Origin of the sequence: Roseovarius sp. B08 (genome assembly GCF_051417955.1) — a bacterium.
GTDB lineage: Bacteria > Pseudomonadota > Alphaproteobacteria > Rhodobacterales > Rhodobacteraceae > Roseovarius.
Map to the genome: position 1 here is coordinate 3,549,221 of NZ_JBPRLW010000001.1, position 23,240 is coordinate 3,572,460.

Genomic DNA, 23,240 nt, shown 5'->3' on the forward strand with positions numbered 1-23,240 from the left:
CGACCTCAGGCTTGAAAAGAAAGCGGGCGCGCACGGCACGCGCCCGGGATATGATATGCCGGTGTCAGACGGTCTGCGCCTGGCCCGTCGCTTCGCTTTCGCGCGACCAGAAGAAACCCGCGAAAGCCCCCAGCATGACCCAGGCCGCCAATCCGATCCCAAGTGCGCGCGACGCGAACAGGGCGCCGATCTCGGTCGGAACGGGCCCGGTAAAGACCTCGGGCTCGGGCGCACCGATGACATGCGGCGCCAGCAACAGCACCACGGCGGCACCCCACCCGGCCCAGCTCCGGCTGAACGCGATCAGCCACATGGCGATCGCTGCCGTCAGCACGGTCGCAAACCACCATATCTGGCGTTCGTAGACATCCGCCGCGGCCACGCCCGGAACCTCCGGCGCGAGGGTAAAGCCCGGCGCCAGGTGCACCGCCACGAACCCGGCAACACCCCAGACCAGGCCCGTCCGCGCGTTGATCGCCGCACCACGGGTCTCGGCCAGCGACATCAGCGCCACCAGGATCATCGCGTAACCGGAATAGATCAGCATCGTGAAGATGATGCTCAAACCATCCCGCACGGCATCGAAGCCAGGCAGCTCCGGCGTGGCCGAAACGGTCGAGTCGGTGCCGAAATGCACCAGATCACCGCCTTCATAAAGCTCGGCATGAAGCAGGACCGGCTGCACGAAAAAGAGCTGCAACAGGGCGATAATCAACCCTGCGGCAGCGCCAGCGAACAGGGCGCTGGTCAGCAGACGCGTGAACATCGGTTCAGTGGCAGGGGAAGCCGGTGGCGTGACGCACGTCATGCGCCGCGTCGTGAAGCGTCCCGGCCTGCACATGGCCTGCCACGAAGATCACACCAAGGCCCAGCGCGGCAATCGCGAACGCCGAAACCAGCGCAGAGGCGGATGTCGTCTGTGTGGCTGTTGCAGTCTCTACATTCATAATTCTACCTCTTTGCCTTCACACCCGAAGGCCTTGTGGTTTCAGTCGCGATCAGCAGGTCTCCTGGCTTGCGGGTCTTCATCGTCTGGCTGGCCTTCCCGGATTGCTCCAGTGACGTATTCAGCCTGATTCGCCGCCTACAGTTGCGGGGACAGCCACGGAATTGCCGAATGTTTTCCGGCGCACCGCGTTCCCTGTTCTCCATCCCGTGCGGAAATGGAACCGATCATTCCCGTTAGTCTAGCAAGCATTGCGACCTGTCAACAATACAACGCATAACAATAAGCGAATCTCGAACCCAGCGACCGAACCGCAAGGCCAGGGTTCCCGCCGGCCCCGGGCACCCAATCTGCGTCATGCTTGCAAAGTCCCGCCCCACTCTGACATAGACATGACAACCGCCGCGCCGGAAGCCAAAGCAAAGCCGCTTGCCGACGCTTTTCACACGATATCGCCCTCCGAAAGGGTCGCCCGAAACTCGCCGCATCTATCGCAGAGGCCCCTCATGGCGGATCAACCCAGGCCAAGCCCGGCACGCATCTTTTCCTCGCAGGAAAGGCAGAGCCTCTATGACATCATCGCCGCGCGCCGCGACGTGCGGAACGAGTTCCTGCCCGACCCGATCGACGAGGACGCCCTGCGCCGGGTTCTCGAAGCGGCCCATGCCGCGCCGTCCGTCGGCTTCATGCAGCCGTGGAACTTCCTGCTGATCCGCGACCCCGAGCGCCGGGCCGAGGTGCAGCGCGTCTTCAGCCGCGCCAACGAGGAAGCCGCCGCCATGTTTTCTGACGACCGGCAGTCCACCTACCGGTCGCTGAAGCTGGAAGGAATCACCAAGGCGCCGCTCAATATCGTGGTCACGTGCGACCGCACTCGCGGCGGCAAGGTGGTCCTGGGCCGGACGCATAACCGCGACATGGACCTCTATTCGACCGTCTGCGCGGTGCAGAACCTCTGGCTCGCGGCCCGCGCCGAAGGGATCGGCGTCGGATGGGTCAGCATTTTCGATCACCGCGAAATCGCCGCCCTGCTCGGCATCCCCGAGCATGTCGAGCTGGTGGCCTATCTCTGCGTGGGGTATGTCGATCAGCTCTACGACCAGCCCGAACTGGCAGCCAAGGGGTGGCGGCAGCGGATTTCGCTCGATGACCTGATCATGCACGAGGGCTGGCAGGACTGACAGCCCGGCCAAAGGGCCGTCAAAGGCACGCCAGCGCCACCCAGATCGCGGTTTCCGAGACCAGTTGCACAGCCCCCAGAACGTCGCCGGTCTGCCCGCCGATCTTGCGCCACGCCAGCCAGCCGATGGTAAAAGTCACCAGCGCACAGCCCAGCAGCGCCCAGGGCGAAACCACCAGCGCCACGACTGCCACAACCGCCAGAACCCCGCGCGCGGCCTTGCTGCGCCCCGCCGCGCTGCGCCCCAGACCATCCGCGCGGGCCGGCGCCAGGCTCTCCTGCACCGCCACCATGGCTGCGCGGCTCAGCATGGCCGCGCCGACGAACGCCCAACAGCCGGGATCGGCGTCCGCCACCGACACCGCCCACAGGGCCGCGATCACCCCCACTGCAACCACGCCGTAACTGCCGATGCGGCTGTCGCGCATGATCTCCAGCGCGTGCGCCTTGTCGCGCCCGCCGCCATGCCCATCGGCAAAATCCGCCAGCCCGTCAAAATGCAGCGCCCCGGTGACAAGCGCCAGTCCTCCCAACGCCAGGAGGGCCGAAATCTGCTCGGACGCGCCGACCACCTCCGCCAGACTGAAAATCAGCCACGTCACGGCGCCGACAAGCGCCCCCACCGGCACGAACGCCCACCGCGCGGCCAGCATCGTCGGCGGGTCGTCACCGATCCGCCCCGCCGGAAGCCGGGTCAGCAGCATCACCGCCAGTTGAAGCTCGGCAACGCGCGCACGCAGGGTCATTGACCGGACACCCCGGCCTCGGCAAAGGTCGCCATCCCGTCGTGACAGGCCAGCGCCGCGCGCAACACGCCCAGCGCGATCGCCGCGCCCGACCCTTCGCCCAGCGCCATGTCCAGCGACAGGATCGGCCGCATTCCCAGTTCCGACAATAGCCGCGCATGGCCCGGCTCACGGCTGACATGCCCGACAAGGCAATGGTCCAGGAACCGCCGGTCGGCGGCAAAAAGCGGCACGGTCGCGGCCGTGCAGATGAACCCGTCAAGGATGACCGGAATGCCCCGCGCCCGCGCTTCCAGCACGGCGCCGCAGATCGCCGCCTGCTCGCGCCCGCCAAGCCGGGCAAGGATGTCCAGCCCGCCGGCATCCAAATGACGCGCGCAGGCGCGTGTCACCACGTCGATCTTGCGGATGACCCCGGCGTCATCCGATCCCGTCCCCTTGCCGACCCAATGCGCCGCGTCTCCGCCGAAGGCGCCCCTGGCCATTGCGGCGGCAATGGTCGAGTTTCCGATGCCCATTTCGCCGAGGATCAGAACGCTGACCCCAGGATCGACGGCCGCAGCCCCTCGGCGCATGGCGTCCAGCGTTTCGGCTTCCGACATGGCCGGCCCGGCGGTGATATCCGCGGTCGGCCGGTCCAGCTCCAGCGCAATCACCGACAGATCGGCCCCGTTCGCCCGGCACAACTGGTTGATCGCCGCGCCGCCATGCTCGAAATTCGCCACCATCTGCGCCGTCACGTCCTGCGGGAACGGGTTGACCCCTGCGCGCAGACGCCGTGATTGCCGGCAAAGACCAGGGCCTGCGCGCTGGCGATGGCGGGCCGTTCCGTGCCTTGCCACCCCGCCATGAAGATCGCCAGCTCCTCCAGCCGCCCCAAGGCGCCCGGCGGCTTGGTCAGGCTGTTCTGACGCGCCAGCGCCGCCTCGGCGGCGTCGGTATCGGATACGGGCAAAGACCCGGCGAGTCCCGCAACTTGATCCAGCGACGAGACGTCAGAAAGAATGGTCATTCGGCTTCACCTTCATCGGATAGCCCGCCACGGTCAGCCACACCTCGTCACAGGCGGCGGCAACGGATTGGTTCACATGCCCCGCCGCATCGCGGAACAGCCGGGCCATTTTGTTTTCCGGCACGATCCCCTGCCCCACCTCGTTGGTGACAAGGATCACCGGCGCGGCCTGTCCCGCCAGAGTCTCGACCAACCTGGCGGTCTCGGCCCGCCAGTCACTGTCATCCAGGATAAGGTTCGTCAGCCACAGCGTCAGGCAATCGACCAAGCGCGGCAGCGTGCCATCGGTATCCCGCAGCGCCCCGGCCAGATCGGTCGGCGCATGCACATCCTCCCACGCCGCGCCGCGCCGCGCCTTGTGTTTCGCCACCCGGTCGGCCATCTCGTCGTCGCCGGCGTGCAGACGCGCGGTGGCGACATAAATCGCCCGGCCGGCGGGCTGCAAAGCCATCCGCTCGGCCAGTGCGGACTTGCCCGAACGCGCGCCCCCGGTGATGAGTATCGACTTTTTCATTGCAGCGTGGGAAAGCACTTTTCGAGAAAAAAGAAAGCTGAAAGGCGACATCCTGGAACCCGTTGCGCCCCCCCGGCCAGAGCTTGTCCTGATCCGTCACGCCCCCGTGGCCGATCCCGGCCGCCTCTATGGCCGAACCGATGTCGCGGCCATCCTCGACGACACCGCGGTCGCGGCGCTCAGACGGCGGCTGACCTCCGTCACGCGGGTCATCAGCAGCCCGGCGCAACGCTGCCGCCAGACCGCCGAAGCGATTTTCGGACCCTTCGAGCAGGACGCGCGCCTTTGGGAGCAGGATTTCGGCACGCATGACGGCCTCGGCCTGGATCAGCTACCCGACATCGGCGTTCTGGACAGCGCGGCCCTGGCAGCGCACCGATCGCCACGCGGCGAGAGTTTCAACGACCTCTGCGCGCGCGTGATCCCCGCCCTGATCGAGCATGGGCGCCATGCCGCCGCGCACGGTCCGGTAGCGCTGGTCGTTCATGCCGGCGTGATCCGCGCCGCGCTCGGCTTCGTGACCGGGCACGCCCCCGGCGGGCTGGCATTCGAGGTGGCGCACCTGTCGGTAACGCGCCTGCGCTGTGGCCCGGACGGCCCGCTCTCGGTGATCGAGGTCAACCGCACATGAACAATGTCACGGTCTTCGGCCATTTCGGGGAATGGATTCAAGGGCGGCTCGGTCCTTCGGGGCCGGTGGCCCTGATCACCCTGGCCTGTTCCCCGTTGCGTGTCACGGCCCCGTCCGGGGAGGCCCTGCCGTTCACCGCAGACCAACTGGCCCGCTTTGCCGCCGCCCTCGGGCTGGACACCCTCCCCGGCGCGAGCCGCAATTTCGCGCTCGGCATCGGGGCAGGCGGATCGACGGCAACGCTGGTGGCCACCGCAAGGGCAGCGGGCTATGACGGCACGCCGGAACGGCTGGCCAGGGCCTGCATCGCTGTCGAGGGCGCCACCGATCCCCTTATGTTCGACACTCCCGATCAGCACCTCTGGGCCTCCCGGTCGGGCAAGGTGCTCAGAACCATGCCCGCCCCGCCCCGCGCCGCGATCCTTGGAGGCTTGTGGGGCGCGCCCGTGTGTACCGACGCACAGGACCAGGCGTTCGACGATGTGTCCGACCTCGCCGAGGAATGGGCCGCGGCGACCGAGGCACGCGACCTGCCCCGCGTCGCCGCCCTGGCTTCGGACTCCGCGCGCCGTTGCACCGCCCGCCGTGGCCCGCCCGATCCGATGGCCGATCTTGCACGTGATCTCGGCGCATTGGGCATGGTCCGCGCGCATACCGGGTCCGCCCGCGGTCTGATCTTCGCACCGGAAACCATCCCGCCGCACGGCGCATCCGCCCTGCAGGAAGCGGGCCTTGAGGCCATTCTCAGCTTCGAGACAGGCAGCCCATGAGTTTCGCCCTGATGATGCTGGGCGCCCTGGCCCTCGACCTCGCCTTTGGCTGGCCCGATAGGCTCTACGCCCGGATCGGCCACCCGGTCACGTGGCTTGGCCGGGCGATCACGGCGGCCGAGCATCGCCTGAACACCGGCGCCCGCCATCGGCGTCTGATCGCCGGCGGCGTGACAGTCCTCGGGATAATCCTTCTCGCCGCCCTGCCCGCCCTGCTCGTCCAGGCATTTCTGCCCGATGGTTGGACCGGCGCGCTGATCGGCGCGGTGCTGGCCTGGCCGCTCGTCGCCCTGCACTCCATGCACGCGCATGTGGCCGCCGTCGCACGCCCGCTGGCCTCCGGCGATACGCCCGCCGCCCGCCACGCCGTCAGCATGATCGTCGGGCGCGACCCGTCCCGGCTCGATCCGCCAGCCATCGCGCGGGCAGCCACCGAAAGCCTGGCCGAGAACACCTCCGACGGCATCATCGCCCCCGTCTTCTGGGGCGTGATCCTGGGCCTGCCCGGCATCGCCGCCTACAAGGCCATCAACACGATGGATTCCATGATCGGCCACCGCAACGACCGGTTCGAGGCCTTCGGCAAAGCCGCCGCCCGGCTGGATGATCTGGTGAACTGGCTTCCCGCCCGCCTGACCGGGCTTCTCTTCGCACTGGCCTCGGGGGCGTTCTTTCACGCGCTTCACATCATGCGCCAGGACGCGCCCGGGCACCGGTCCCCGAATGCGGGCTGGCCCGAGGCCGCGATGGCCGGTGCCCTGAACGTTCGGCTCTCCGGCCCGCGCATCTATGACGGGCGCGCCAACGAAGAGCCCTGGTTGAACGGCGCCGCCCCCGATCCGACACCCGAAGACCTGGGGCACGCCTTGTCGCTCTACCGGCGCGCGATGGCGCTTTGCGCCCTTGCGCTGGCGGGTCTTGCGCTGCTCTAAGGGCCTCATGACACGGATCCGGGATCACGGCGGCAACCTCGACGCCGCCATCGCCAGGCTGGGCGGCGCCCCCGCCGACTGGCTCGATCTGTCGACCGGCATCAATCCCGAACCCTACCCGGTGCCACCGATCTCTGGCGACGCCTGGGCGGTTCTGCCGCGTAAATCAGACCTGGCGCGGCTGCGCGATGCGGCGGCCAGCGCCTATGCCACCTCCCTGCGCGTCATCCCGATGAACGGCGCCCAAGGCGCAATTCAGCTCGTGCCGTGGCTGGCCAAACCGGGCCGCGCCGCCGTGATGGCCCCCACCTACAACGAACACGCCGCCGCGCTCAGGGCCTGCGGTTGGCAGGTCGCAGAGGTGGCCTCAACAGACGCCGTGCGGGGCGCGGACCTTGCGGTGGTGGTCAACCCGAACAACCCCGACGGCCGCCGCACCTCGCCCGATGCAATGCTCGACCTCGCGAGCGATGTGGGCCTGCTGGTCGTCGACGAAAGCTTCGTCGACCCCGAGCCGCACCTGTCCATCGGCTCAAGGGATTGTCCCGCCAATTGCCTCATCCTGCGATCCTTCGGAAAGTTCTACGGTCTGGCCGGCCTGCGCCTCGGTTTCGCGCTCGCCTCGGGGGCGGTCGCCGACCGTCTCGCCGAGCTGGCAGGCCCCTGGCCCGTCTCCGGTCCCGCCATCGAGATTGCCTGTGCCGCGCTCGCCGACACCGGCTGGCAGGCGCGCACGGTCGAAAGGCTGACGAAAGACGCCGCACGACTGGACGACCTGGCGGCTCGCGCCGGCTGGACCCTGGTCGGAGGCACCCCGCTCTTTCGCACCTACGAGGTGCCCGAGGCCCACACGGCACAAGAGGCCCTTGCAATCAACAGGGTGTGGTCCCGCATCTTCCCCTACTCGAGCCGTTGGCTACGCCTCGGCCTGCCGCCGCGAACCCGATGGACGCAGCTGGAGGCGGCGATCGGCGCCGCCTGACCTCACCTGGCCAGCGCCAGAAGGCCCGCGACATCCAGATGCGCCTCAAGATGCGCCGCCAGTTCATCCAGCGTGCGCTCCACCATGGCCAGGTACCCCAGGTCCGACGCATCTGCCCCGTTCGAGCCAAGCCAGGCCGCGCGGAACCTGTCGTCGCCGAACATGCCATGCAGATAGCTGCCTGCCACGCGACCATCGGCAGACACCGCCCCCTCGTCCATACCAGCCACCCTGGCGAACGGTCTCGCGCGGTCCGGGCCGTCGCTGCGGCCGATGTGAATCTCGTAGCCGGAAAACGTCAGATCCAGCCCCACGTGGTGCGCGTCGACCTGGGCCAGGCTCTTGTCGCCCCCCATGACCGTCTCGATGTCCAGCAGTCCCAGCCCCTGCGTGTCCCCGGGCGGCCCCTCAATCCCGTCAGGGTCAGAGACCATGCGGCCCAGCATCTGGTAGCCGCCGCAGATACCCAGCACGCGGCCACCCCTCCTGTGATGCGCCAGAAGGTCGATGTCCCATCCCTGCCGGCGCAGAAATTCCAGATCGCCACGCGTCGATTTCGAGCCCGGAATGATCACCAGATCGGCGTCGCACGGCAGCACTTGTCCCGGTTGCAGCATCGTGACACGCACGCCCGGCTCCTGCGTCAACGGGTCCAGATCGTCGAAATTCGCGATCCGCGACAGTTGCAGGCAGACGATATGAAACGCGCCCTGGATCGGGCTGTCGGCAATATCCAGCGCGTCCTCCGCCGGCAGCCGCCACGCCTCGGGAAACCACGGCGCCACGCCATAGCCGCGCCACCCCGTGCGCGCCTCGATTTCCCTGTAACCATCCTCGAACAGCGCCGGATCACCGCGGAACTTGTTGATCAGAAACCCCCGATGCGCGCCGCATCCGCCTCCGGCAAAACCGCCTGCGTGCCTATGATCTGCGCGATGACGCCGCCGCGGTCGATATCGCCACACAGGACCACGGGCACGTCCGCCGCCTCGGCAAACCCCATATTCGCGATGTCGCCCTTGCGCAGGTTGATCTCGGCGGGCGAGCCTGCGCCCTCGACGATCACGAGGTCATGCTGTGCGCTGAGCCGGGCAAAGCTGTTCTGCACCGCCGCCATCAGCGTCGGCTTCAGCCTGGAATACTCCACCGCCTTCGCCGTGGTCAGACGCTTGCCCTGCACGATCACCTGTGCGCCCACATCCGTTTCCGGCTTCAGCAGAACCGGGTTCATGTCGGTGTGCAGCGCCACCCCGCAGGCCATAGCCTGCAACGCCTGCGCGCGCCCGATCTCGCCGCCATCATCCGTCACGGCGGCGTTGTTCGACATGTTCTGCGGCTTGAACGGCGCCACGCTCAAGCCCCGCTGCCGCGCCGCCCGGCACAGGCCCGCCACCAGCATCGACTTGCCGACATTCGACCCCGTGCCCTGGATCATTATCGCAGGCATGGCCGGCCCCTGTCACATGGTATCGCCGCCGGGCACTTCCCTCCGCCGGCCACGACCAAACGCATCAGAACTCCACGCCTTTCTGGGCCTTGATCCCGTCCCGGAAGGGGTGCTTGACCATGTTCATCTCGGTCACGAGGTCGGCGGCCTCGATCAGTTCGGGCTTGGCGTTGCGCCCCGTCAGGCAGACATGCGTCATCGCCGGTTTCTCGTGCAGCAGGAAATCCACGACCTCGTCGATATCGATATAGTCATAGCGCAGCGCGATGTTGATCTCGTCCAGCAGCACGAACTTCATCTCGGGGTCGCGAATCTGCTCTTTCGCGATGCGCCAGCCATTCTGCGCCGCGGCAATGTCGCGCTCCCGGTCCTGCGTCTCCCAGGTGAACCCCTCGCCCGAAATGAAGAAGCGGCATTCGTCCGCGAACCGATTGCGCAACATCTCGGCCTCGCCGGTCACCCAGTTGCCCTTGATGAACTGCACCACCGCGCAGGGCATCCCGTGCGCGATGCAACGCAGAATCATCCCGAATCCAGAAGACGACTTGCCCTTGCCCGGCCCGGTATGGACCATGATCAGGCCTTTCTCCTCGGTCTTGTCCGCCATCATGCGGTCGCGCGCGGCCTTTATCTTCTTCATCTTCTCGTTGTGGCGGGCGGTCTTTTCCGCGTCAGACGGGTCGGACATGGGACGTCTCCTTGACACAAGGTGGGTTTTCGCAGCATGTCGCACCGTGTTGGTGCCTGTGTAAACAGGTGAAAAGGGAATGTGCAGCGCAACGCGCCAGGCACAGCCGCCCCCGCGACCGTGAACCGGGAAGGTTTCCACCGCCACTGGCGCAATGCCGGGAAGGCCGGAAACCGTGGGCCGAAAAGCCCGAAACCGCAAGCCGGGAGACCTGCCAACCAGAAGGAAAAAACGGACCGGACGGGGTGTGCCGGGCTCGGATGGGTGGCCACGCGCCACTCCCGCGCGCACCCCTGATACTGGAGGATACATGAGCACGCCCATCGAGCTGCTGATCTGCATCAAGTGCCGCAAGGGGCAGGAGCTCCCCGAGGACGAGCGCCGCCCCGGCCAGCGCCTCTATGAGGAGGTCACGGCGCGTGCGCTGCCCGACGGCGTCACCGTGACACCTGTCGAATGCCTGCAAAACTGCGACGCGGGCTGCACCGCCGCCATGCGCGGCGGCGAACGCTGGACGTATCTGTACGGAAATCTCGACGAAACGTCGCATCCCGACATGCTGCTGGAAGGCGCGGTCCTCTATCAACAGACCGAGGACGGGCTGATCCCGTGGCGCCAGCGCCCCGAACACTTCAAGCGCAACTGCGTTGCGCGCATCCCACCCCTGACCGCAAAGGCTGACCAATGACCGATCTCGCGAAACTTCCCGTCACCGTCATCACGGGCTTTCTGGGCTCCGGCAAGACGACGCTGGTGCGCCACCTGATGCAGAACCCCGGCGGCCGTCGCCTGGCCGTGGTGGTCAACGAATTCGGCGATGTCGGCGTCGACGGCGACATCCTGAAAAGCTGCGCCATCCCCGATTGCCCGGCGGAAAACATCATGGAACTGGCCAATGGCTGCATCTGCTGCACCGTGGCCGACGATTTTATCCCCACGATCGAAGCGCTCATGGCGCTCGATCCGCGCCCCGATCACATCCTGATCGAAACCAGCGGGCTGGCCCTGCCCAAGCCTCTGCTCAAGGCATTCGACTGGCCCGATATCCGTTCCAAGATCACCGTCGACGGTGTCATCGCCCTCGCCGATGCCGAGGCCGTCGCCGCAGGCCGTTTTGCCCCCGATGTGGCCCGGGTCGACGCCCAGCGCCTCGCAGATGACAGCATCGACCACGAAACCCCGCTCTCGGAAGTGTTCGAGGACCAGATTTCCTGCGCCGACATCATCCTGCTGACCAAGCCCGACCTTGCCGGCCCCGACGGCGTGGCGCGCGCCAAGGAGGTCATCGCCGCCGAGGCCCCCCGCCCGCTGCCCGTGGTCGAGGTTGCCGAAGGCGTCGTCGATCCGCGCGTGATCCTCGGGCTGGAAGCCGCAGCAGAAGACGACATGGACGGACGGCCCAGCCACCACGACGACCATGACGATCACGAGCATGACGATTTCGAATCCGTCGTCATCGACATCCCGGAACTGAGCGATCCCGCCGATCTGGTCAGCCGCATCGAAGACTTGGCCAACAGCCAGAACATCCTGCGCGTCAAGGGCTATGCCAGCGTCGCCGGCAAGCCGATGCGCCTTCTGGTGCAGGCCGTGGGCGCGCGCGTGCGCCATCAATACGACCGCCCGTGGAAACCGGACGAGGCCCGCCGCGGGCGTCTCGTGGTCATCGCCGAGCATGACGACGTGAATGTCGACGCGATCCGCGCCGTGCTGGCGCCGGCCGAGGCGGCCGAGTAACCGATGCACGTCGTCTTCCGCGAAAGTCACGGTCTGGAAGAAACCGACACCCCGACCGACCTGGGCCAAAGCCCGGCGGACCTGGTGGTGCTGTCGTTTTCCGACAGCGACCTTGGCGCCTTCGCGGAAGGCTGGCATCGGCGGCGCGACGGCCTGCCCGGCCTGCGTCTGGCAAACCTCACCGCGCTGCGGCACCCGCTGTCGGTCGACACCTATGTCGAACAGACGCTGACCGGCGCCAAGGGCATCCTGATCCGGCTCATCGGCGGGGTGCCCTACTGGGAATATGGGCTGCAGCAGGTCCTGGCCCTGGCGCAGGAGAAAGGCATCGCGCTCGCCGTCCTGCCCGCCGACGGCCGGCCCGACCCCCGGCTCGACGCCTATTCCACCCTGCCCGTCTCGACCCTGCGAAGGCTGGCAGAGCTTTGCGACAACGGCGGCAGCATCGCGGCACAGGCCGCCCTGCAACAACTGTCGCTGGCCGCGGGCCTATACGCCGCGCCGGTGCGCGGGGCCAAGGTGCTGCCCATGGTGGGCGCCTGGACGCCCGAGCACGGTGCCTGCTGCCCGCTCGTCGACCTGCCCGTCACCCAGACCCGCATCCTGATCGTCTTCTACCGCTCCTACGTGGTGGCCGCCGACCTCGCCCCGATCGAGGCACTGATGCGGGCCTTCCAGGCGCGGGGCCACCACGTTCGCGCGCTCTTCACCCCGTCGCTCAAGGCCCCCGAGGCAGCGGGCTGGCTGCGCCGGCAGGTGCAGGCCTACGCCCCCCACGCCATCGTCAACGCCACTGCGTTTTCCGGCAAGGGCGACGACGGCACCTCGCCGCTCGACGCGGGAGGCGTGCCGGTCTTTCAGGCCGCGCTGGCAACCTCCACCCGCGACGCCTGGGACGGCTCCGAACGCGGCCTGTCGCCCGCTGACCTTGCCATGCATGTCGTCCTGCCCGAGGTCGACGGCCGCCTGACCGGCGGCACGATCTCGTTCAAGGAACCGGGCACGCGCGATCCGGACCTCGAATTCTCCCGCTTTGCACACCGGGCCGAGCCGGACCTGACCGCCGCACTCGTGGCCCGCGTGCAAGGCTGGCTCGACCTCGCCGCCACGCCCGCCGCGTCGCGTCATCCGGCGATTATCCTCTCCACCTATCCCGGCAAGGATTGGCAGATGGGCCACGCCGTGGGCCTCGACGCCCCCGCCTCGGCCCGCGCCATCCTGTCGGACCTGCGCGACGCGGGCTACACGCTGGACGCGACACCGGCGGCACTGGAAGACCGCCTGCTGGCGCGCGACATGCGCCTGCCGCTTGCGGACTACAAGACGCTGCTGGCGCGGCTCCCGGCCCCTCTGCGCGAGGACCTCTACCTTGCCTGGGGCCGTCCCGAGGACGACGCCGACGCGCAGGACGGGGAATTCCGTTTCGCCGCCCTGCGCCTCGGCAACGCCATCGTCGCGCTGCAACCCGAACGCGGCACGCCCAAGGCCCGCGACGACGACTACCACGACCTGTCCCGCGTGCCCCGCCACGCCTATGTCGCCTTCTACCTCTGGCTTCAGACCCAGGCCGACGCACTCATCCATATCGGCGCGCATGGCACGCTTGAATGGCTGCCGGGCAAGGCCGTCGCCCTGTCCCCCGCCTGCTGGCCCGAGGCGCTGACCGGCGCGCTGCCCGTCATCTACCCTTTCATCGTCAACGACCCCGGCGAGGCCGCGCAGGCCAAGCGCCGCATCGGTGCGGTGACTCTTGGCCACGTGCCCCCGCCGATGCAGGCCAGCGCAGCGCCCGACCGCCTGTCGACGCTGGAATCGCTGCTTGACGAGTTCTCCACCGCCGACGGGCTCGACCCCGCCGCCGCGACCGCCTGCAGGCCGATATCCGCGCCGAGGCGCAGGCGCTCGGTGTCGAGGACGACCTGGGCCTCGACCGCGCCACATCGACCGCCGATGCGATCACCCGCATCGACCGTTTTGTGTGCGACATCAAGGAAAGCATGTTTGGCGACGGCCTGCACATCTGGGGCCGACCGGATACCGACGCGGAACCGATGCAAAACAGCGCCTTGGCCGAGCGGCAATCCCTGCTCGACGCGCTCGACGGACGCCGCATCGCGGCGGGCCCCTCCGGCTCGCCCTATCGCGGCCGCGACGACGTGCTGCCCACCGGGCGCAACCTCTTCACCACCGATCCCCGCTCTGTTCCCACGCGGGCCGCACACGCCCAGGGCGTCAGGCTGGCCGAGGAACTGATCCGCCGCCACCTGCAGGAAGAAGGCGACTGGCCCCGCGGCCTGATCGTCGATCTCTGGGGCTCCGCCACCATGCGCACGGCGGGCGAGGAATTCGCCATGGCCCTGCATTTGTTGGGCGTCAAGCCGGTCTGGGACAAGGGCTCGGCACGGGTCTCAGGGCTGGAGGTTCTGCCCATCGCCGAACTCGACCGCCCCCGCATCGACGTCACCCTGCGCGTCTCGGGCCTTTTCCGCGACGTGTTCCCGACCCTCTCGGGCCTCTTCTCTCAAGCCGTGCGCGCCCTCGAACAACGCGACGAAGCCCCCGACTGGAACCCCTATGCCGGTCACGCCTCGGGCGCGCGCGTCTATGGCCCCGCCCCCGGCAGCTTCGGCCTCGGCATGGGCGCCGCACCCGAAACCTACACTCCGGAGGCCCGCAGCCAGGCGGGCGAGGCCTGGCTCTCCGCCTCCGCCTGGGCGCTCGACGGCGACGAGGCCACGCGCGACGATGCCGGCATCCGCGCCCGGGTCGAAAACGCCGACAGCTTCGTCCACCTTCAGGACCTGCCCGAAACCGACCTTCTGCTGGCCGCCGACTATGCCACGCACGAGGCCGGGTTTGCCGCCGCGCAATCTGTCACCGGCGGGCACGCCGCGCTTTACCATCTCGACAACACCGATCCCAAGCGCCCGCGCGCCCGCACCCTGCCCGAGGAAATCGCACGCGTGGTCCATGCCCGTGCCACCAACCCCGGCTGGATCGCGGGCATGAAGCGGCATGGCTTCCGGGGCGCCGCCGAGATCGCCGCCACGCTCGACCACATGGCCGCCTTCGCCCATCTCGCGCAGGTCGTCGGCCCGCATCTCTTTGACGCCTACCACGACGCGACGCTGGGCGACCCCGACACCGATGCCTTTTTGCGCGAGGCCAACCCCGAAGCGTATGCCGCCATGCAGGACCGGTTCCGCGCCTTGCTAGATGCCGGCCTTTGGCAGACCCGCCGCAACGCCATCCTGGCCGGGCTGGAAGACAGCGCATGAACGGTGCCGCGCCCCCGATCGTCAAGGGCTGGTGCCCCGGCGCGCACCGCCCGATGATGTCGGGCGACGGGCTGGTCGTGCGCGTGCGGCCCTTCCGGGGGGAGCTGACCAAGGCGCAGGTTCTGGCCCTGTGCGACCTGTCGCGGCGCTACGGCAACGGCGTGATCGACCTCACCTCACGGGCCAACCTGCAACTGCGCGGCGTCACCGAGGCCGACCATCCCGCCCTGCTTGCCGCCCTCGACACGCTTGGCCTGATAGATGCCGACCCCGCCATCGAGGGTCATCGCAACATCCTTGTCCCGGCCCGGCGCGATGCGGGCGGGCTGACCGACCGGCTCTATGACCGGGTCCTCGCCACCCTTCCTGACCTGCCCGACCTGCCTCAGAAGATGGGCTTTGCCATCGACACCGGGCCAGCGGCATGTCTGGTCGACGGCTCGGCGGATTTCCGGTTCGAGCGGGACGCCTCCGGCGCGCTGCTCCTGCGCGCCGACGGCGCCGCCAAGGCCCGCCCCGTGACAGAGGCCTCGGCCACTTCCGCCCTTCTGGACCTCGCCCACTGGTTCACCGAGACCGGCGGCCACGCGTCGGGCCGCATGGCGCGGCATCTGGCGACGCACCCCTTCCACAAGATTGGACTGTCGCAGAACCGCGCATGCAGTCCGCCCCAAGCAATCCCGGCCCCGTACCCGACGGTTTCATTCTCGGCGCACCTTTCGGCAAAATGTCCGCCACCGATCTACAGACCCTGCTGGAAACCACCGGCGCATCGCACATGCGCCTGATGCTGAACCGTCTCTTCCTGCTGGTGGACGGCACGCCCGGTGACACGCCCTTCGTCACCCAACCCGGCAATCCGCTCATGTCCGCCCACGCCTGTCCCGGCGCGCCTTTCTGCCCGCAGGCGACCGTTTCCACCATGGACATCGCCCGCGATCTGGCTCCCCGCGTTTCCGGCACCTTGCACGTCTCCGGCTGCGCCAAGGGCTGCGCCCTTCCCCGCGCCGCAGACACCACCCTGACCGGACGCGACGGACGTTTCGACCTTGTCCGCAACGGAGCACCGTGGGACACACCCTGCGCACGGGGCCTCGGCCCCGAAGACCTGAACGAGACCATTTGATGCCATACGAATACGAAAAGGACGGCGCGGCCATCTACCGCGAAAGTTTCGCCACCATCCGGGCCGAAGCCGCGTTGTCGAGGTTCGACGCGGATGAAGAACCCATCGCCGTCCGCATGATCCACGCCGCCGGCATGGTCGGGCTGGAAGAGCATGTGCGCTTCTCCCCCGGCTTCGCCCGCACCGCCCGTGCCGCGCTTGAAAACGGCGCGCCGATCTTCTGCGATGCGCGCATGGTCTCCGAAGGCGTCACGCGCAGCCGCTTGCCCGCCGACAACGAGGTGATCTGCACTCTGCACGCCGAAGGCATCGTCGAGCGTGCGCGCGAGATGGGCAACACGCGCTCTGCCGCGGCACTGGAACTGTGGCGCCCGAAACTGGCCGGGGCGCTTGTCGCCATCGGCAACGCGCCCACCGCGCTTTTCCATCTTCTCAACATGCTCGAAGACCCGGATTGCCCGCGCCCGGCGGCCATCATCGGCTGCCCCGTCGGCTTTGTCGGCGCGCGCGAATCAAAGGATGCGCTCTGGGCCGATCAGCCCGTGCCCTGCTGCATCGTCGAGGGCCGGCTGGGCGGCAGCGCCATCACCGTGGCCGCCATCAATGCCATCGCGAGCCGCGCGGAATGAGCACGCCGGGCACGATCTGGGGCGTGGGCCTCGGCCCCGGCGACCCCGAGCTTCTGTCGGTCAAGGCCGACCGCCTGCTGCGCGGCGCGCGGCACGTCGCGTTTTTCCGCAAGGCGGGGCGACAGGGACAGGCCCGGCGCATCGTAGAAGGAATGCTGCGCCCAGACGTCACCGAGATCGCCATGGAATACCCCGTCACCACCGAAATTCCGCTGACCGATCCGCGCTACAACGACATTCTGTCGGCATTCTACCAGACCTGCACCGACCGTTTGAGTGCCTTGTCCAAGGCAGGCGAGGACGTGGTGATCATCTGCGAAGGCGACCCGTTCTTCTACGGCTCTTTCATGCACCTGCATTCACGCCTGCGCGACGACTGCCCGGTGCAGGTCGTCCCCGCCATCACCGGCATGTCCGCCGCATGGACGGCCACCGACGCTCCGATTACCTGGGGTGACGACATCCTTTCGACCCTGATGGGCACACTGCCCGAGGACACGCTGGTCGATCACATGACGCGGTCCGACGCGCTGGTGATCATGAAGATCGGCCGCAACATCGATAAGATCCGCCGCGCCCTGCGCCGGGCGGGCCGGTACGATGCGGCGTGGCTAGTGGAATACGCCTCGATGCCCAACCAGACAGTGCAGCGCCTGTCCGAGGCCGAGGACAAGATCACGCCCTATTTCTCGATTATCATCGTGCACGGGCAGGGCCGGCGTCCATGACGGGCAGCATCTTCATAGCAGGCCTCGGCCCCGGCGCCGACGACCTGGTGACGCCCGAAGTCACCGCAGCGCTCGCGCAGGCCACCGACGTGGTCGGCTACATTCCCTACGTCGCCCGCGTGTCCGAACGTCCCGGGCTCACCCTGCACCCGTCCGACAACCGTGTCGAGCTGGACCGCGCCCGCCACGCGCTTGAGATGGCGGGCGAGGGCAAGCGCGTGGTCGTGGTATCTTCGGGCGATCCGGGCGTCTTCGCCATGGCCTCCGCCGTGTTCGAGGCGGTCGAGGCCGGCCCGGCCGAATGGCGTAACCTTGATATCCGCGTCCTGCCCGGCATCACCGCCATGCTGGCCGCCGCCGCGCGCGCCGGCGCGCCCTTGGGGCACGATTTCTGCGCCATCAACCTCAGCGACAATCTCAAGCCCTGGGCTTTGATCGAAAAGCGCCTGCGCCTCGCGGCAGAGGCGGATTTCGCGATGGCCTTCTACAATCCACGGTCGAAATCCCGGCCCGAAGGCTTTGCCCGGACTCTGGACATCCTGAACAACGCCTGCGGCGACGACCGCCCGGTCATATTCGCCCGCGCCGTCAGCACCCCCGAGGAAACCTTGCAGGTCGTGCCCTTGTCACGCTGCACACCCGAGCTGGCCGACATGCGCACGGTCGTCCTTGTCGGCAACTCCACCACCCGGCTGATCGAGCGGCGCGGCGCGCCCCTCGTCTACACCCCGCGCGCGGTGTCGCCATGAAGCCAGTCCAGCACCTCTTCGACGCTATGCGCCTCGGCGCGGGCCGGTATGGCGGGCCGGTCGATCATGACCACCGGAAGGCGAAGCTTCCGCGCCGCGACGATCTTGGCCTGCGCCCCCGTGCCGCCCGCGTTCTTCGACACCACCAGTTCGGTACGATGCGCCCGCATCAGTGCCAGGTCGCCCTCCACCTCGAACGGACCGCGGTCGATGACGACCTGCGCCTTTGGCAGCGGCAAGCGATCCGGCGCATCGACCAGCCGCAACAGGTAGTCGTGCTGCGGCTGCGCGCCAAAGGCGGGCAGGTTCATCCGCCCCAGCGCCAGGAAAACGCGCCTCGGCCGACCCGACAGCGCAGCCACCGCGCCATCCATATCCGGCACATGGATCCAGCGATCCTGCGCCCCGGCTTTCCACGGCGCCCGTGTCAGCGCCAGCAGGGGCAGGTCCAACGCATCACAGGCGGCAACCGCATTGGCGCTCATCTGCGCGGCAAAGGGATGGGTAGCGTCGATGACATGGGTCACGCCTTCCGCCTTGAGATGGGCAACCAACCCGTCCACACCGCCAAAGCCGCCAATACGCACCGGCAGGGGCTGCTCCGCGGGGGACTTGACCCGTCCCGCAAGGCTGATCGTGGCCCGCACGCCCCGCGCGGCCAGTGCCTGCCCCATCCGCATGGCTTCGGTCGTACCCCCCAGAAGCAGAACGGTCGGTGTCATGTCTGAGGCTCCGTGGCTGACGATCATCGGTCTAAGCGAAGATGGCCCGGACGGCCTGTGCGCCGCAAGCCGATCCGCGCTGGAGGCGGCGGAAATCGTCATGGGACCCGAGCGGCACCTGTCACTGATCGAGACGCCCGCCCGCACGATCCCCTGGCCTGTGCCCTTTGCCAAGGGGGTCGAAGACCTGCTGGAACTGCGCGGCACGCCCTGCGTCGTCCTGGCCTCGGGTGACCCGTTCTGGTTCGGCGCGGGCACGACGATCACCGGGCATCTGGATCCGTCCGAATGGCGTGCCTATCCGGGCCGGTCGACGTTTTCACTCGCCGCGAACCGCCTCGGCTGGCCGCTCGACCGCACGATCTGCACCGGCCTGCACGCGGCGCCGCTGACCCGCCTGCGCCCGCACCTGGCCCCGGGCGCGCGCCTGTTCGTCCTGCTGCGCGACGGCGACGCGGTGACAGAGCTTGCGACCTACCTGCACGACACCGGTTTCGGCACCTCAAAGGTCTCCGTGATGGAGGCACTGGGCGGCCCACGCGAACGTATCACGCACGCCACCGCCGACGCCCTGTCCGGTGACTTCGCCCACCCGGTCTGCACCGCGATCGAGGTTGCGGGCAACGGCCCCGTCCTGCCCCGCGCCAGCGGCCTGCCCGACACGCTCTTTGAAACCGACGGCGTCATGACTAAGCGCCACATCCGGGCGCTGACCCTCTCGGCCCTGGCCCCGAAACCGGGCGAGCACCTGTGGGACATCGGCGGTGGCTCGGGCACTATCGGGATCGAATGGCTGCTCTGCGATCCATCCCTCACGGCCAGCGTCGTCGAGCCCCGCGCCGACCGTATCGCGCTGATAAACGCCAATGCCCGCGCGCTCGGCGTCGACCGCCTGCATGTGGTCCAGGGCACGGCCCCCGCCGCCCTGAAAGACCTGCCGAAACCCGACGCCGTCTTCATCGGCGGCGGTCTTTCCTCCGACCTTCTGACCTTTGTCGAAGGACTGAAAGACGTACGCATCGTCGCCAACGCGGTCACCCTGGAATCAGAGGCGCTTCTGGCCGATGCCCACGCCCGCCGCGGCGGCGAACTGCACCGCTTCGAAGTGGCACAAGCCCAACCCATGGGGCGCAAACGCGGTTGGACGCAGGCCTACCCGATCACGCAATGGAGCTTTCCATGATAGTCGCCGGAATGGGTTTCACCACACGCGCCACGCGCGCATCGTTCCGCGATGCCCTGGCCCGGACCGGCGGCACGCCCGATGCGCTCGCCACCGCGCAGGACAAGGCCGATCAATTGGCGCCCTTCGCCCGCGAACTTGGCCTGCCCCTGCACGCGATACCGCCCGAAGACCTGGCGCGGCAAGCCACGCAGAGCAGCTCCGCGGCGTCCCTGCGCGCACGCGGCACCGGCTCGGTCGCCGAAGCCGCGGCCCTTGCCGCCGCGGGCCCCGGCGCGACGCTGCTGGCCCCCCGCTGCATTTCAACCGACCGCATGGCCACCTGTGCCCTGGCCAAAGGAAAGACCCCATGACCGTTCACTTCATCGGCGCCGGTCCCGGCGCGCCCGACCTTCTGACCCTGCGCGGCCGCGACATCATCGCGTCCTGCCCGGTCTGCCTTTACGCCGGCTCTCTGGTGCCCGAGGCGGTGCTGTCGCATTGCCCGGAAGGCGCGCGTATCGTCAACACGGCCCCGCTCGATCTCGACCGGATCATCGCGGAAATCCAGACCGCCCATCGCGCCGGCCAGGATGTCGCCCGCCTGCATTCCGGCGATCTTTCGGTCTGGTCCGCCATGGGCGAACAGATGCGCCGCCTGCGGGCGCTGGACATCCCCGTGTCTGTCACACCGGGCGTGCCGGCCTTCTCCGCCGCCGCCGCGGCACTGGGAATGGAACTGACCCTGCCCGGCATCGCGCAATCCGTGGTGCTGACCCGCACCCCCGGTCGCGCTTCCTCGATGCCCGCGGGCGAGACGCTCGCCAATTTCGCCGCCACCGGCGCGACGCTCGCCATTCACCTGTCGATCCAGAATCTCGGCAAAGTCACCGCCGACCTGACCCCGGCCTACGGCGCCGACTGTCCGGTCGCCGTGGTCTACCGCGCCTCCTGGCCGGATCAGCAGATCATCCGTGGCACGCTCGGCTATATCACCTCCCGCCTGGGCGAGGACATCACCCGCACCGCGCTGATCCTCGTCGGCCCCGCGCTTGCCGGCGAAGGGTTCGACGAGTCCTGCCTCTATGCCGTGGATTACGACCGCCGCTACCGGCCGCAAAGCGCCGACAGCCCCTGGTCTGACTGGACCCCGGAAAGCGAAGGCACGTCATGAGCGCCGGCCTGCTGATCTCCGCCCCCTCCTCGGGCACCGGCAAGACGACCGTGATGCTGGGCCTGCTGCGGGCGCTGGCCGATGACGGGCTCAAGGTGCAACCCTTCAAGTCCGGCCCCGACTATATCGACCCCGCCTTTCACAAGGCCGCCTGCGGGCGGGACAGCTTCAACCTCGACGGCTGGGCCATGGGCAAGGGGCTTTGGCAGGCCATCGCGGGGCAGGCCGCAGGCGCGGATATCTGCGTCGCAGAAGGCTCGATGGGGCTTTATGACGGCGTCGCCACGCGCGGCCAGCAAGGCTTCGGCTCAAGTGCGGAAACCGCGCTGGCCATGGGCTGGCCCGTGGTGCTGGTGCTCGACGTGGGCGGCCAGGCGCAATCCGCCGCGGCAACGGCGTTGGGGTTCCGGCAATATATGCCCGACCTGCCTTTCGCCGGGGTCATCCTCAACCGATGCGCCTCGCCCCGCCACGAGCGGCTGACCCGGCTGGGCATGGACCGCGCCGGCTTGCCCGTGCTGGGTGTCCTGCCCCGGCGCGGCGACCTGACCCTGCCGGAACGCCACCTGGGGCTGATCCAGGCGGTCGAGCATCCCGACCTTGACGCCGCCATCGCCGGATACGCCGCCTTCCTGCGCGAGAATGTCGATCTTGACGCGATCAGATCCGCCGCCCGTGGCACCCCTCTGCCCGCGCCCGCCGCATTGCCGCGCCCCCCCGCGCAACGCATCGCCATCGCCCGCGACGCCGCCTTCAGCTTCACCTACCCGCACCTGCTGGAAGGCTGGCACGCCGCCGGGGCCCAGATCCTGCCTTTCTCCCCCCTCGCGGACGAAGTCCCCGATCCCGACGCCGATCTCGTCTGGCTACCCGGCGGTTATCCCGAATTACACGCCGGCAAACTTGCCGCCGCCACGCGGTTCCGCACTGCGCTGCGCAAACACGCCGAGGCAAAGCCGGTGCATGGCGAGTGCGGCGGCTACATGGCCCTCGGCCAGGCGCTGATCGACAAGGAGGGAACACGCCACGAAATGGCCGGGCTGCTGGGCCTCGTCACCTCCTATGAAAAGCGCAAGTTCCACCTTGGATACCGCCGCGCGACCCTTTCGGCCCCGATGCCGGGATTCGATGCAGGCGCAACCCTGCGCGGTCATGAGTTCCACTATTCCACTATCCTCGACCAGCCCGACGCACCCCTGGCGCAGGTCGCGGATGCCGATGGCAACCCTGTGTCGGAAACCGGCTCGGTCCGGGGCCACGCGTCCGGCACGTTCTTTCACCTGATCACCGGGGACGAAACGCCATGACCGGCTTCGTCTCCTTCGTCTCTTCGGGACCGGGCGACCCGGACCTGCTGACGCTCAAGGCCGTCGACCGGCTCAAGCGCGCCGACGCCGTGCTCTTCGACGACCTGTCCTCGGGGCCGATCCTGGCCCACGCACGGCGCGGCGCCGACCTTGTGGGCGTGGGCAAGCGGGCCGGGCGCAACTCGCCCAAGCAGGACCATGTCAGCCGCCTGCTCGTGGATTACGCCCGCCTCGACCAGCGCGTCGTGCGTCTGAAATCCGGCGACAGCGGCGTGTTCGGCCGGCTGGAGGAAGAAATCGTCGCCCTCAAGGCAGAGCGAATTCCATACGAGATCATTCCCGGCGTTCCCTCCGCGAATGCCGCCGCGGCCGCCGCCGGCATTCCGCTGACCCGCCGCCTGACCGCCCGGCGCGTGCAATACATCACCGGCCACGACGTCACCGGCGCCCTGCCCGAGGACGTCAACATGGCCGCCCTGGCCGACCCGGCCGCGACGACCGTGGTTTTCATGGGCAAGCGCACCTTTCCGCAACTGGCCGCGCGCCTGATGGATGCGGGCCTTCCGCCCGCGACGCCCGCGATCCTGGCCGAAGCCGTCAGCCGTCCCGAACAGAAGATCACCCGCCACACCGTCGCAACCCTGTCGGACCTGCTGCGCCGCGAGAGCAGCGACCATCCCGCCCTGATCCTCTACGGTTCGCTGGCAGACACATGACGCAGCGACCCGCCCCCCATTGCCGCACCATCGGTGCATCGGGACCCGCCGCACCCGGACCCTG

23 protein-coding genes, 3 pseudogenes and 2 riboswitches are annotated in these 23,240 nt (G+C 68.4%); of the genes and pseudogenes, 18 read left to right on the forward strand and 8 right to left on the reverse strand.

Annotation, left to right across the window (positions count from 1 at the left end):
• Nucleotides 1–64 precede the first annotated feature (64 nt).
• Both ACSQ76_RS18050 and ACSQ76_RS18055 read right to left on the reverse strand, forming a co-directional pair.
• Nucleotides 65–766 carry a CbtA family protein gene (locus ACSQ76_RS18050; RefSeq protein WP_437157639.1) on the reverse strand — a complete coding sequence of 234 codons (702 nt, stop codon included), beginning with the start codon at nt 764–766 and terminating at the stop codon, nt 65–67.
• Nucleotides 767–770: 4 nt separating this feature from the next.
• Nucleotides 771–947, reverse strand: coding sequence for a CbtB domain-containing protein (locus ACSQ76_RS18055; protein ID WP_437157640.1), 177 nt, complete (start codon nt 945–947; stop codon nt 771–773).
• A gap of 36 nt (nt 948–983) precedes the next feature.
• Nucleotides 984–1,189, reverse strand: a riboswitch (cobalamin riboswitch).
• 263 nt (nt 1,190–1,452) lie between these two features.
• On the opposite strand from ACSQ76_RS18055, the gene bluB reads away from it, so the two are divergent.
• On the forward strand, nt 1,453–2,127 hold the full coding sequence (bluB, locus tag ACSQ76_RS18060; protein ID WP_437157641.1) for a 5,6-dimethylbenzimidazole synthase: 675 nt from the start codon (nt 1,453–1,455) through the stop codon (nt 2,125–2,127).
• Between the two features lie 19 nt (nt 2,128–2,146).
• On the opposite strand, the gene ACSQ76_RS18065 is transcribed toward bluB, so the two are convergent.
• From ACSQ76_RS18065 to cobU, 3 genes and pseudogenes are all read right to left on the reverse strand, one after another.
• Nucleotides 2,147–2,872 (reverse strand): adenosylcobinamide-GDP ribazoletransferase, encoded by a 726-nt coding sequence (locus ACSQ76_RS18065; protein WP_437157642.1) that lies wholly within the window; start codon nt 2,870–2,872, stop codon nt 2,147–2,149.
• Nucleotides 2,869–3,884 (reverse strand): annotated as a pseudogene (gene cobT, locus ACSQ76_RS18070) (nicotinate-nucleotide--dimethylbenzimidazole phosphoribosyltransferase). Before cobT ends, ACSQ76_RS18065 begins: the two are co-directional and overlap by 4 nt.
• On the reverse strand, nt 3,868–4,398 hold the full coding sequence (gene cobU, locus ACSQ76_RS18075) for a bifunctional adenosylcobinamide kinase/adenosylcobinamide-phosphate guanylyltransferase (protein ID WP_437157643.1): 531 nt from the start codon (nt 4,396–4,398) through the stop codon (nt 3,868–3,870). The pseudogene cobT and the gene cobU overlap by 17 nt, the downstream one beginning before the upstream one ends.
• Here cobU and ACSQ76_RS18080 point away from each other — a divergent pair.
• Genes ACSQ76_RS18080 through cobD form a run of 4 tightly spaced genes read left to right on the forward strand, consistent with a single transcriptional unit; the run spans nt 4,379 to nt 7,713 of the window.
• Nucleotides 4,379–5,029 (forward strand): histidine phosphatase family protein, encoded by a 651-nt coding sequence (locus ACSQ76_RS18080; RefSeq protein ID WP_437157644.1) that lies wholly within the window; start codon nt 4,379–4,381, stop codon nt 5,027–5,029. The two genes, cobU and ACSQ76_RS18080, sit on opposite strands and share 20 nt — an antisense overlap.
• Complete coding sequence (locus ACSQ76_RS18085) at nt 5,026–5,799, forward strand: hypothetical protein (RefSeq protein ID WP_437157645.1); 774 nt, start codon at nt 5,026–5,028, stop codon at nt 5,797–5,799. Before ACSQ76_RS18080 ends, ACSQ76_RS18085 begins: the two co-directional genes overlap by 4 nt.
• Nucleotides 5,796–6,731 carry an adenosylcobinamide-phosphate synthase CbiB gene (gene cbiB, locus ACSQ76_RS18090; RefSeq protein ID WP_437157646.1) on the forward strand — a complete coding sequence of 312 codons (936 nt, stop codon included), beginning with the start codon at nt 5,796–5,798 and terminating at the stop codon, nt 6,729–6,731. The genes ACSQ76_RS18085 and cbiB overlap by 4 nt, the downstream gene beginning before the upstream one ends.
• Before the next feature lie 16 nt (nt 6,732–6,747).
• Nucleotides 6,748–7,713 (forward strand): threonine-phosphate decarboxylase CobD, encoded by a 966-nt coding sequence (cobD, locus tag ACSQ76_RS18095; RefSeq protein WP_437158232.1) that lies wholly within the window; start codon nt 6,748–6,750, stop codon nt 7,711–7,713.
• Between the two features lie 2 nt (nt 7,714–7,715).
• Here the strand turns inward: cobD and ACSQ76_RS18100 are convergent.
• Nucleotides 7,716–9,160: pseudogene (locus tag ACSQ76_RS18100) on the reverse strand (cobyric acid synthase).
• Between the two features lie 64 nt (nt 9,161–9,224).
• Nucleotides 9,225–9,848: a cob(I)yrinic acid a,c-diamide adenosyltransferase gene (cobO, locus tag ACSQ76_RS18105; protein ID WP_437157647.1), complete on the reverse strand. Its 624-nt coding sequence runs from the start codon at nt 9,846–9,848 to the stop codon at nt 9,225–9,227.
• A gap of 33 nt (nt 9,849–9,881) precedes the next feature.
• Nucleotides 9,882–10,081: riboswitch (cobalamin riboswitch) on the forward strand.
• Between the two features lie 77 nt (nt 10,082–10,158).
• Here cobO and ACSQ76_RS18110 point away from each other — a divergent pair.
• The 8 genes and pseudogenes from ACSQ76_RS18110 to cobJ all read left to right on the forward strand — a co-directional run bounded on the left by ACSQ76_RS18110 (nt 10,159) and on the right by cobJ (nt 18,095).
• Nucleotides 10,159–10,536, forward strand: coding sequence for a DUF1636 family protein (locus ACSQ76_RS18110; RefSeq protein ID WP_437157648.1), 378 nt, complete (start codon nt 10,159–10,161; stop codon nt 10,534–10,536).
• On the forward strand, nt 10,533–11,585 hold the full coding sequence (gene cobW, locus ACSQ76_RS18115; RefSeq protein WP_437157649.1) for a cobalamin biosynthesis protein CobW: 1,053 nt from the start codon (nt 10,533–10,535) through the stop codon (nt 11,583–11,585). Before ACSQ76_RS18110 ends, cobW begins: the two co-directional genes overlap by 4 nt.
• A gap of 3 nt (nt 11,586–11,588) precedes the next feature.
• Nucleotides 11,589–14,863 (forward strand): annotated as a pseudogene (gene cobN, locus ACSQ76_RS18120) (cobaltochelatase subunit CobN).
• The gene (locus ACSQ76_RS18125; protein ID WP_437157650.1) at nt 14,860–15,651 is read left to right on the forward strand and encodes a hypothetical protein; all 792 of its coding nucleotides are present in this window, start codon (nt 14,860–14,862) and stop codon (nt 15,649–15,651) included. Before cobN ends, ACSQ76_RS18125 begins: the two are co-directional and overlap by 4 nt.
• Nucleotides 15,642–15,989, forward strand: a complete 348-nt coding sequence (locus ACSQ76_RS18130; protein ID WP_437157651.1) for a hypothetical protein — start codon at nt 15,642–15,644, stop codon at nt 15,987–15,989. Before ACSQ76_RS18125 ends, ACSQ76_RS18130 begins: the two co-directional genes overlap by 10 nt.
• Nucleotides 15,989–16,618, forward strand: coding sequence for a precorrin-8X methylmutase (locus tag ACSQ76_RS18135; RefSeq protein ID WP_437157652.1), 630 nt, complete (start codon nt 15,989–15,991; stop codon nt 16,616–16,618). Before ACSQ76_RS18130 ends, ACSQ76_RS18135 begins: the two co-directional genes overlap by 1 nt.
• Nucleotides 16,615–17,346 carry a precorrin-2 C(20)-methyltransferase gene (locus ACSQ76_RS18140; protein WP_437157653.1) on the forward strand — a complete coding sequence of 244 codons (732 nt, stop codon included), beginning with the start codon at nt 16,615–16,617 and terminating at the stop codon, nt 17,344–17,346. Before ACSQ76_RS18135 ends, ACSQ76_RS18140 begins: the two co-directional genes overlap by 4 nt.
• Nucleotides 17,343–18,095, forward strand: coding sequence for a precorrin-3B C(17)-methyltransferase (gene cobJ, locus ACSQ76_RS18145; RefSeq protein WP_437157654.1), 753 nt, complete (start codon nt 17,343–17,345; stop codon nt 18,093–18,095). Before ACSQ76_RS18140 ends, cobJ begins: the two co-directional genes overlap by 4 nt.
• On the opposite strand, the gene ACSQ76_RS18150 is transcribed toward cobJ, so the two are convergent.
• Complete coding sequence (locus ACSQ76_RS18150) at nt 18,068–18,817, reverse strand: cobalt-precorrin-6A reductase (protein WP_437157655.1); 750 nt, start codon at nt 18,815–18,817, stop codon at nt 18,068–18,070. The genes cobJ and ACSQ76_RS18150 overlap by 28 nt on opposite strands.
• On the opposite strand from ACSQ76_RS18150, the gene cbiE reads away from it, so the two are divergent.
• The 5 genes from cbiE to cobA are packed head-to-tail and all read left to right on the forward strand — an operon-like array spanning nt 18,816 to nt 23,176.
• Nucleotides 18,816–20,000, forward strand: a complete 1,185-nt coding sequence (gene cbiE / locus ACSQ76_RS18155) for a precorrin-6y C5,15-methyltransferase (decarboxylating) subunit CbiE (protein WP_437157656.1) — start codon at nt 18,816–18,818, stop codon at nt 19,998–20,000. The two genes, ACSQ76_RS18150 and cbiE, sit on opposite strands and share 2 nt — an antisense overlap.
• Entirely contained in the window at nt 19,997–20,353 is a 357-nt protein-coding gene (locus ACSQ76_RS18160; protein WP_437157657.1) for a cobalamin biosynthesis protein, read from the forward strand. Before cbiE ends, ACSQ76_RS18160 begins: the two co-directional genes overlap by 4 nt.
• Nucleotides 20,350–21,153 carry a precorrin-4 C(11)-methyltransferase gene (gene cobM, locus ACSQ76_RS18165; RefSeq protein WP_437157658.1) on the forward strand — a complete coding sequence of 268 codons (804 nt, stop codon included), beginning with the start codon at nt 20,350–20,352 and terminating at the stop codon, nt 21,151–21,153. The genes ACSQ76_RS18160 and cobM overlap by 4 nt, the downstream gene beginning before the upstream one ends.
• Nucleotides 21,150–22,460: a cobyrinate a,c-diamide synthase gene (locus ACSQ76_RS18170; RefSeq protein ID WP_437157659.1), complete on the forward strand. Its 1,311-nt coding sequence runs from the start codon at nt 21,150–21,152 to the stop codon at nt 22,458–22,460. The genes cobM and ACSQ76_RS18170 overlap by 4 nt, the downstream gene beginning before the upstream one ends.
• Nucleotides 22,457–23,176, forward strand: coding sequence for a uroporphyrinogen-III C-methyltransferase (gene cobA, locus ACSQ76_RS18175; protein ID WP_437157660.1), 720 nt, complete (start codon nt 22,457–22,459; stop codon nt 23,174–23,176). The genes ACSQ76_RS18170 and cobA overlap by 4 nt, the downstream gene beginning before the upstream one ends.
• Nucleotides 23,177–23,240 lie beyond the last annotated feature (64 nt).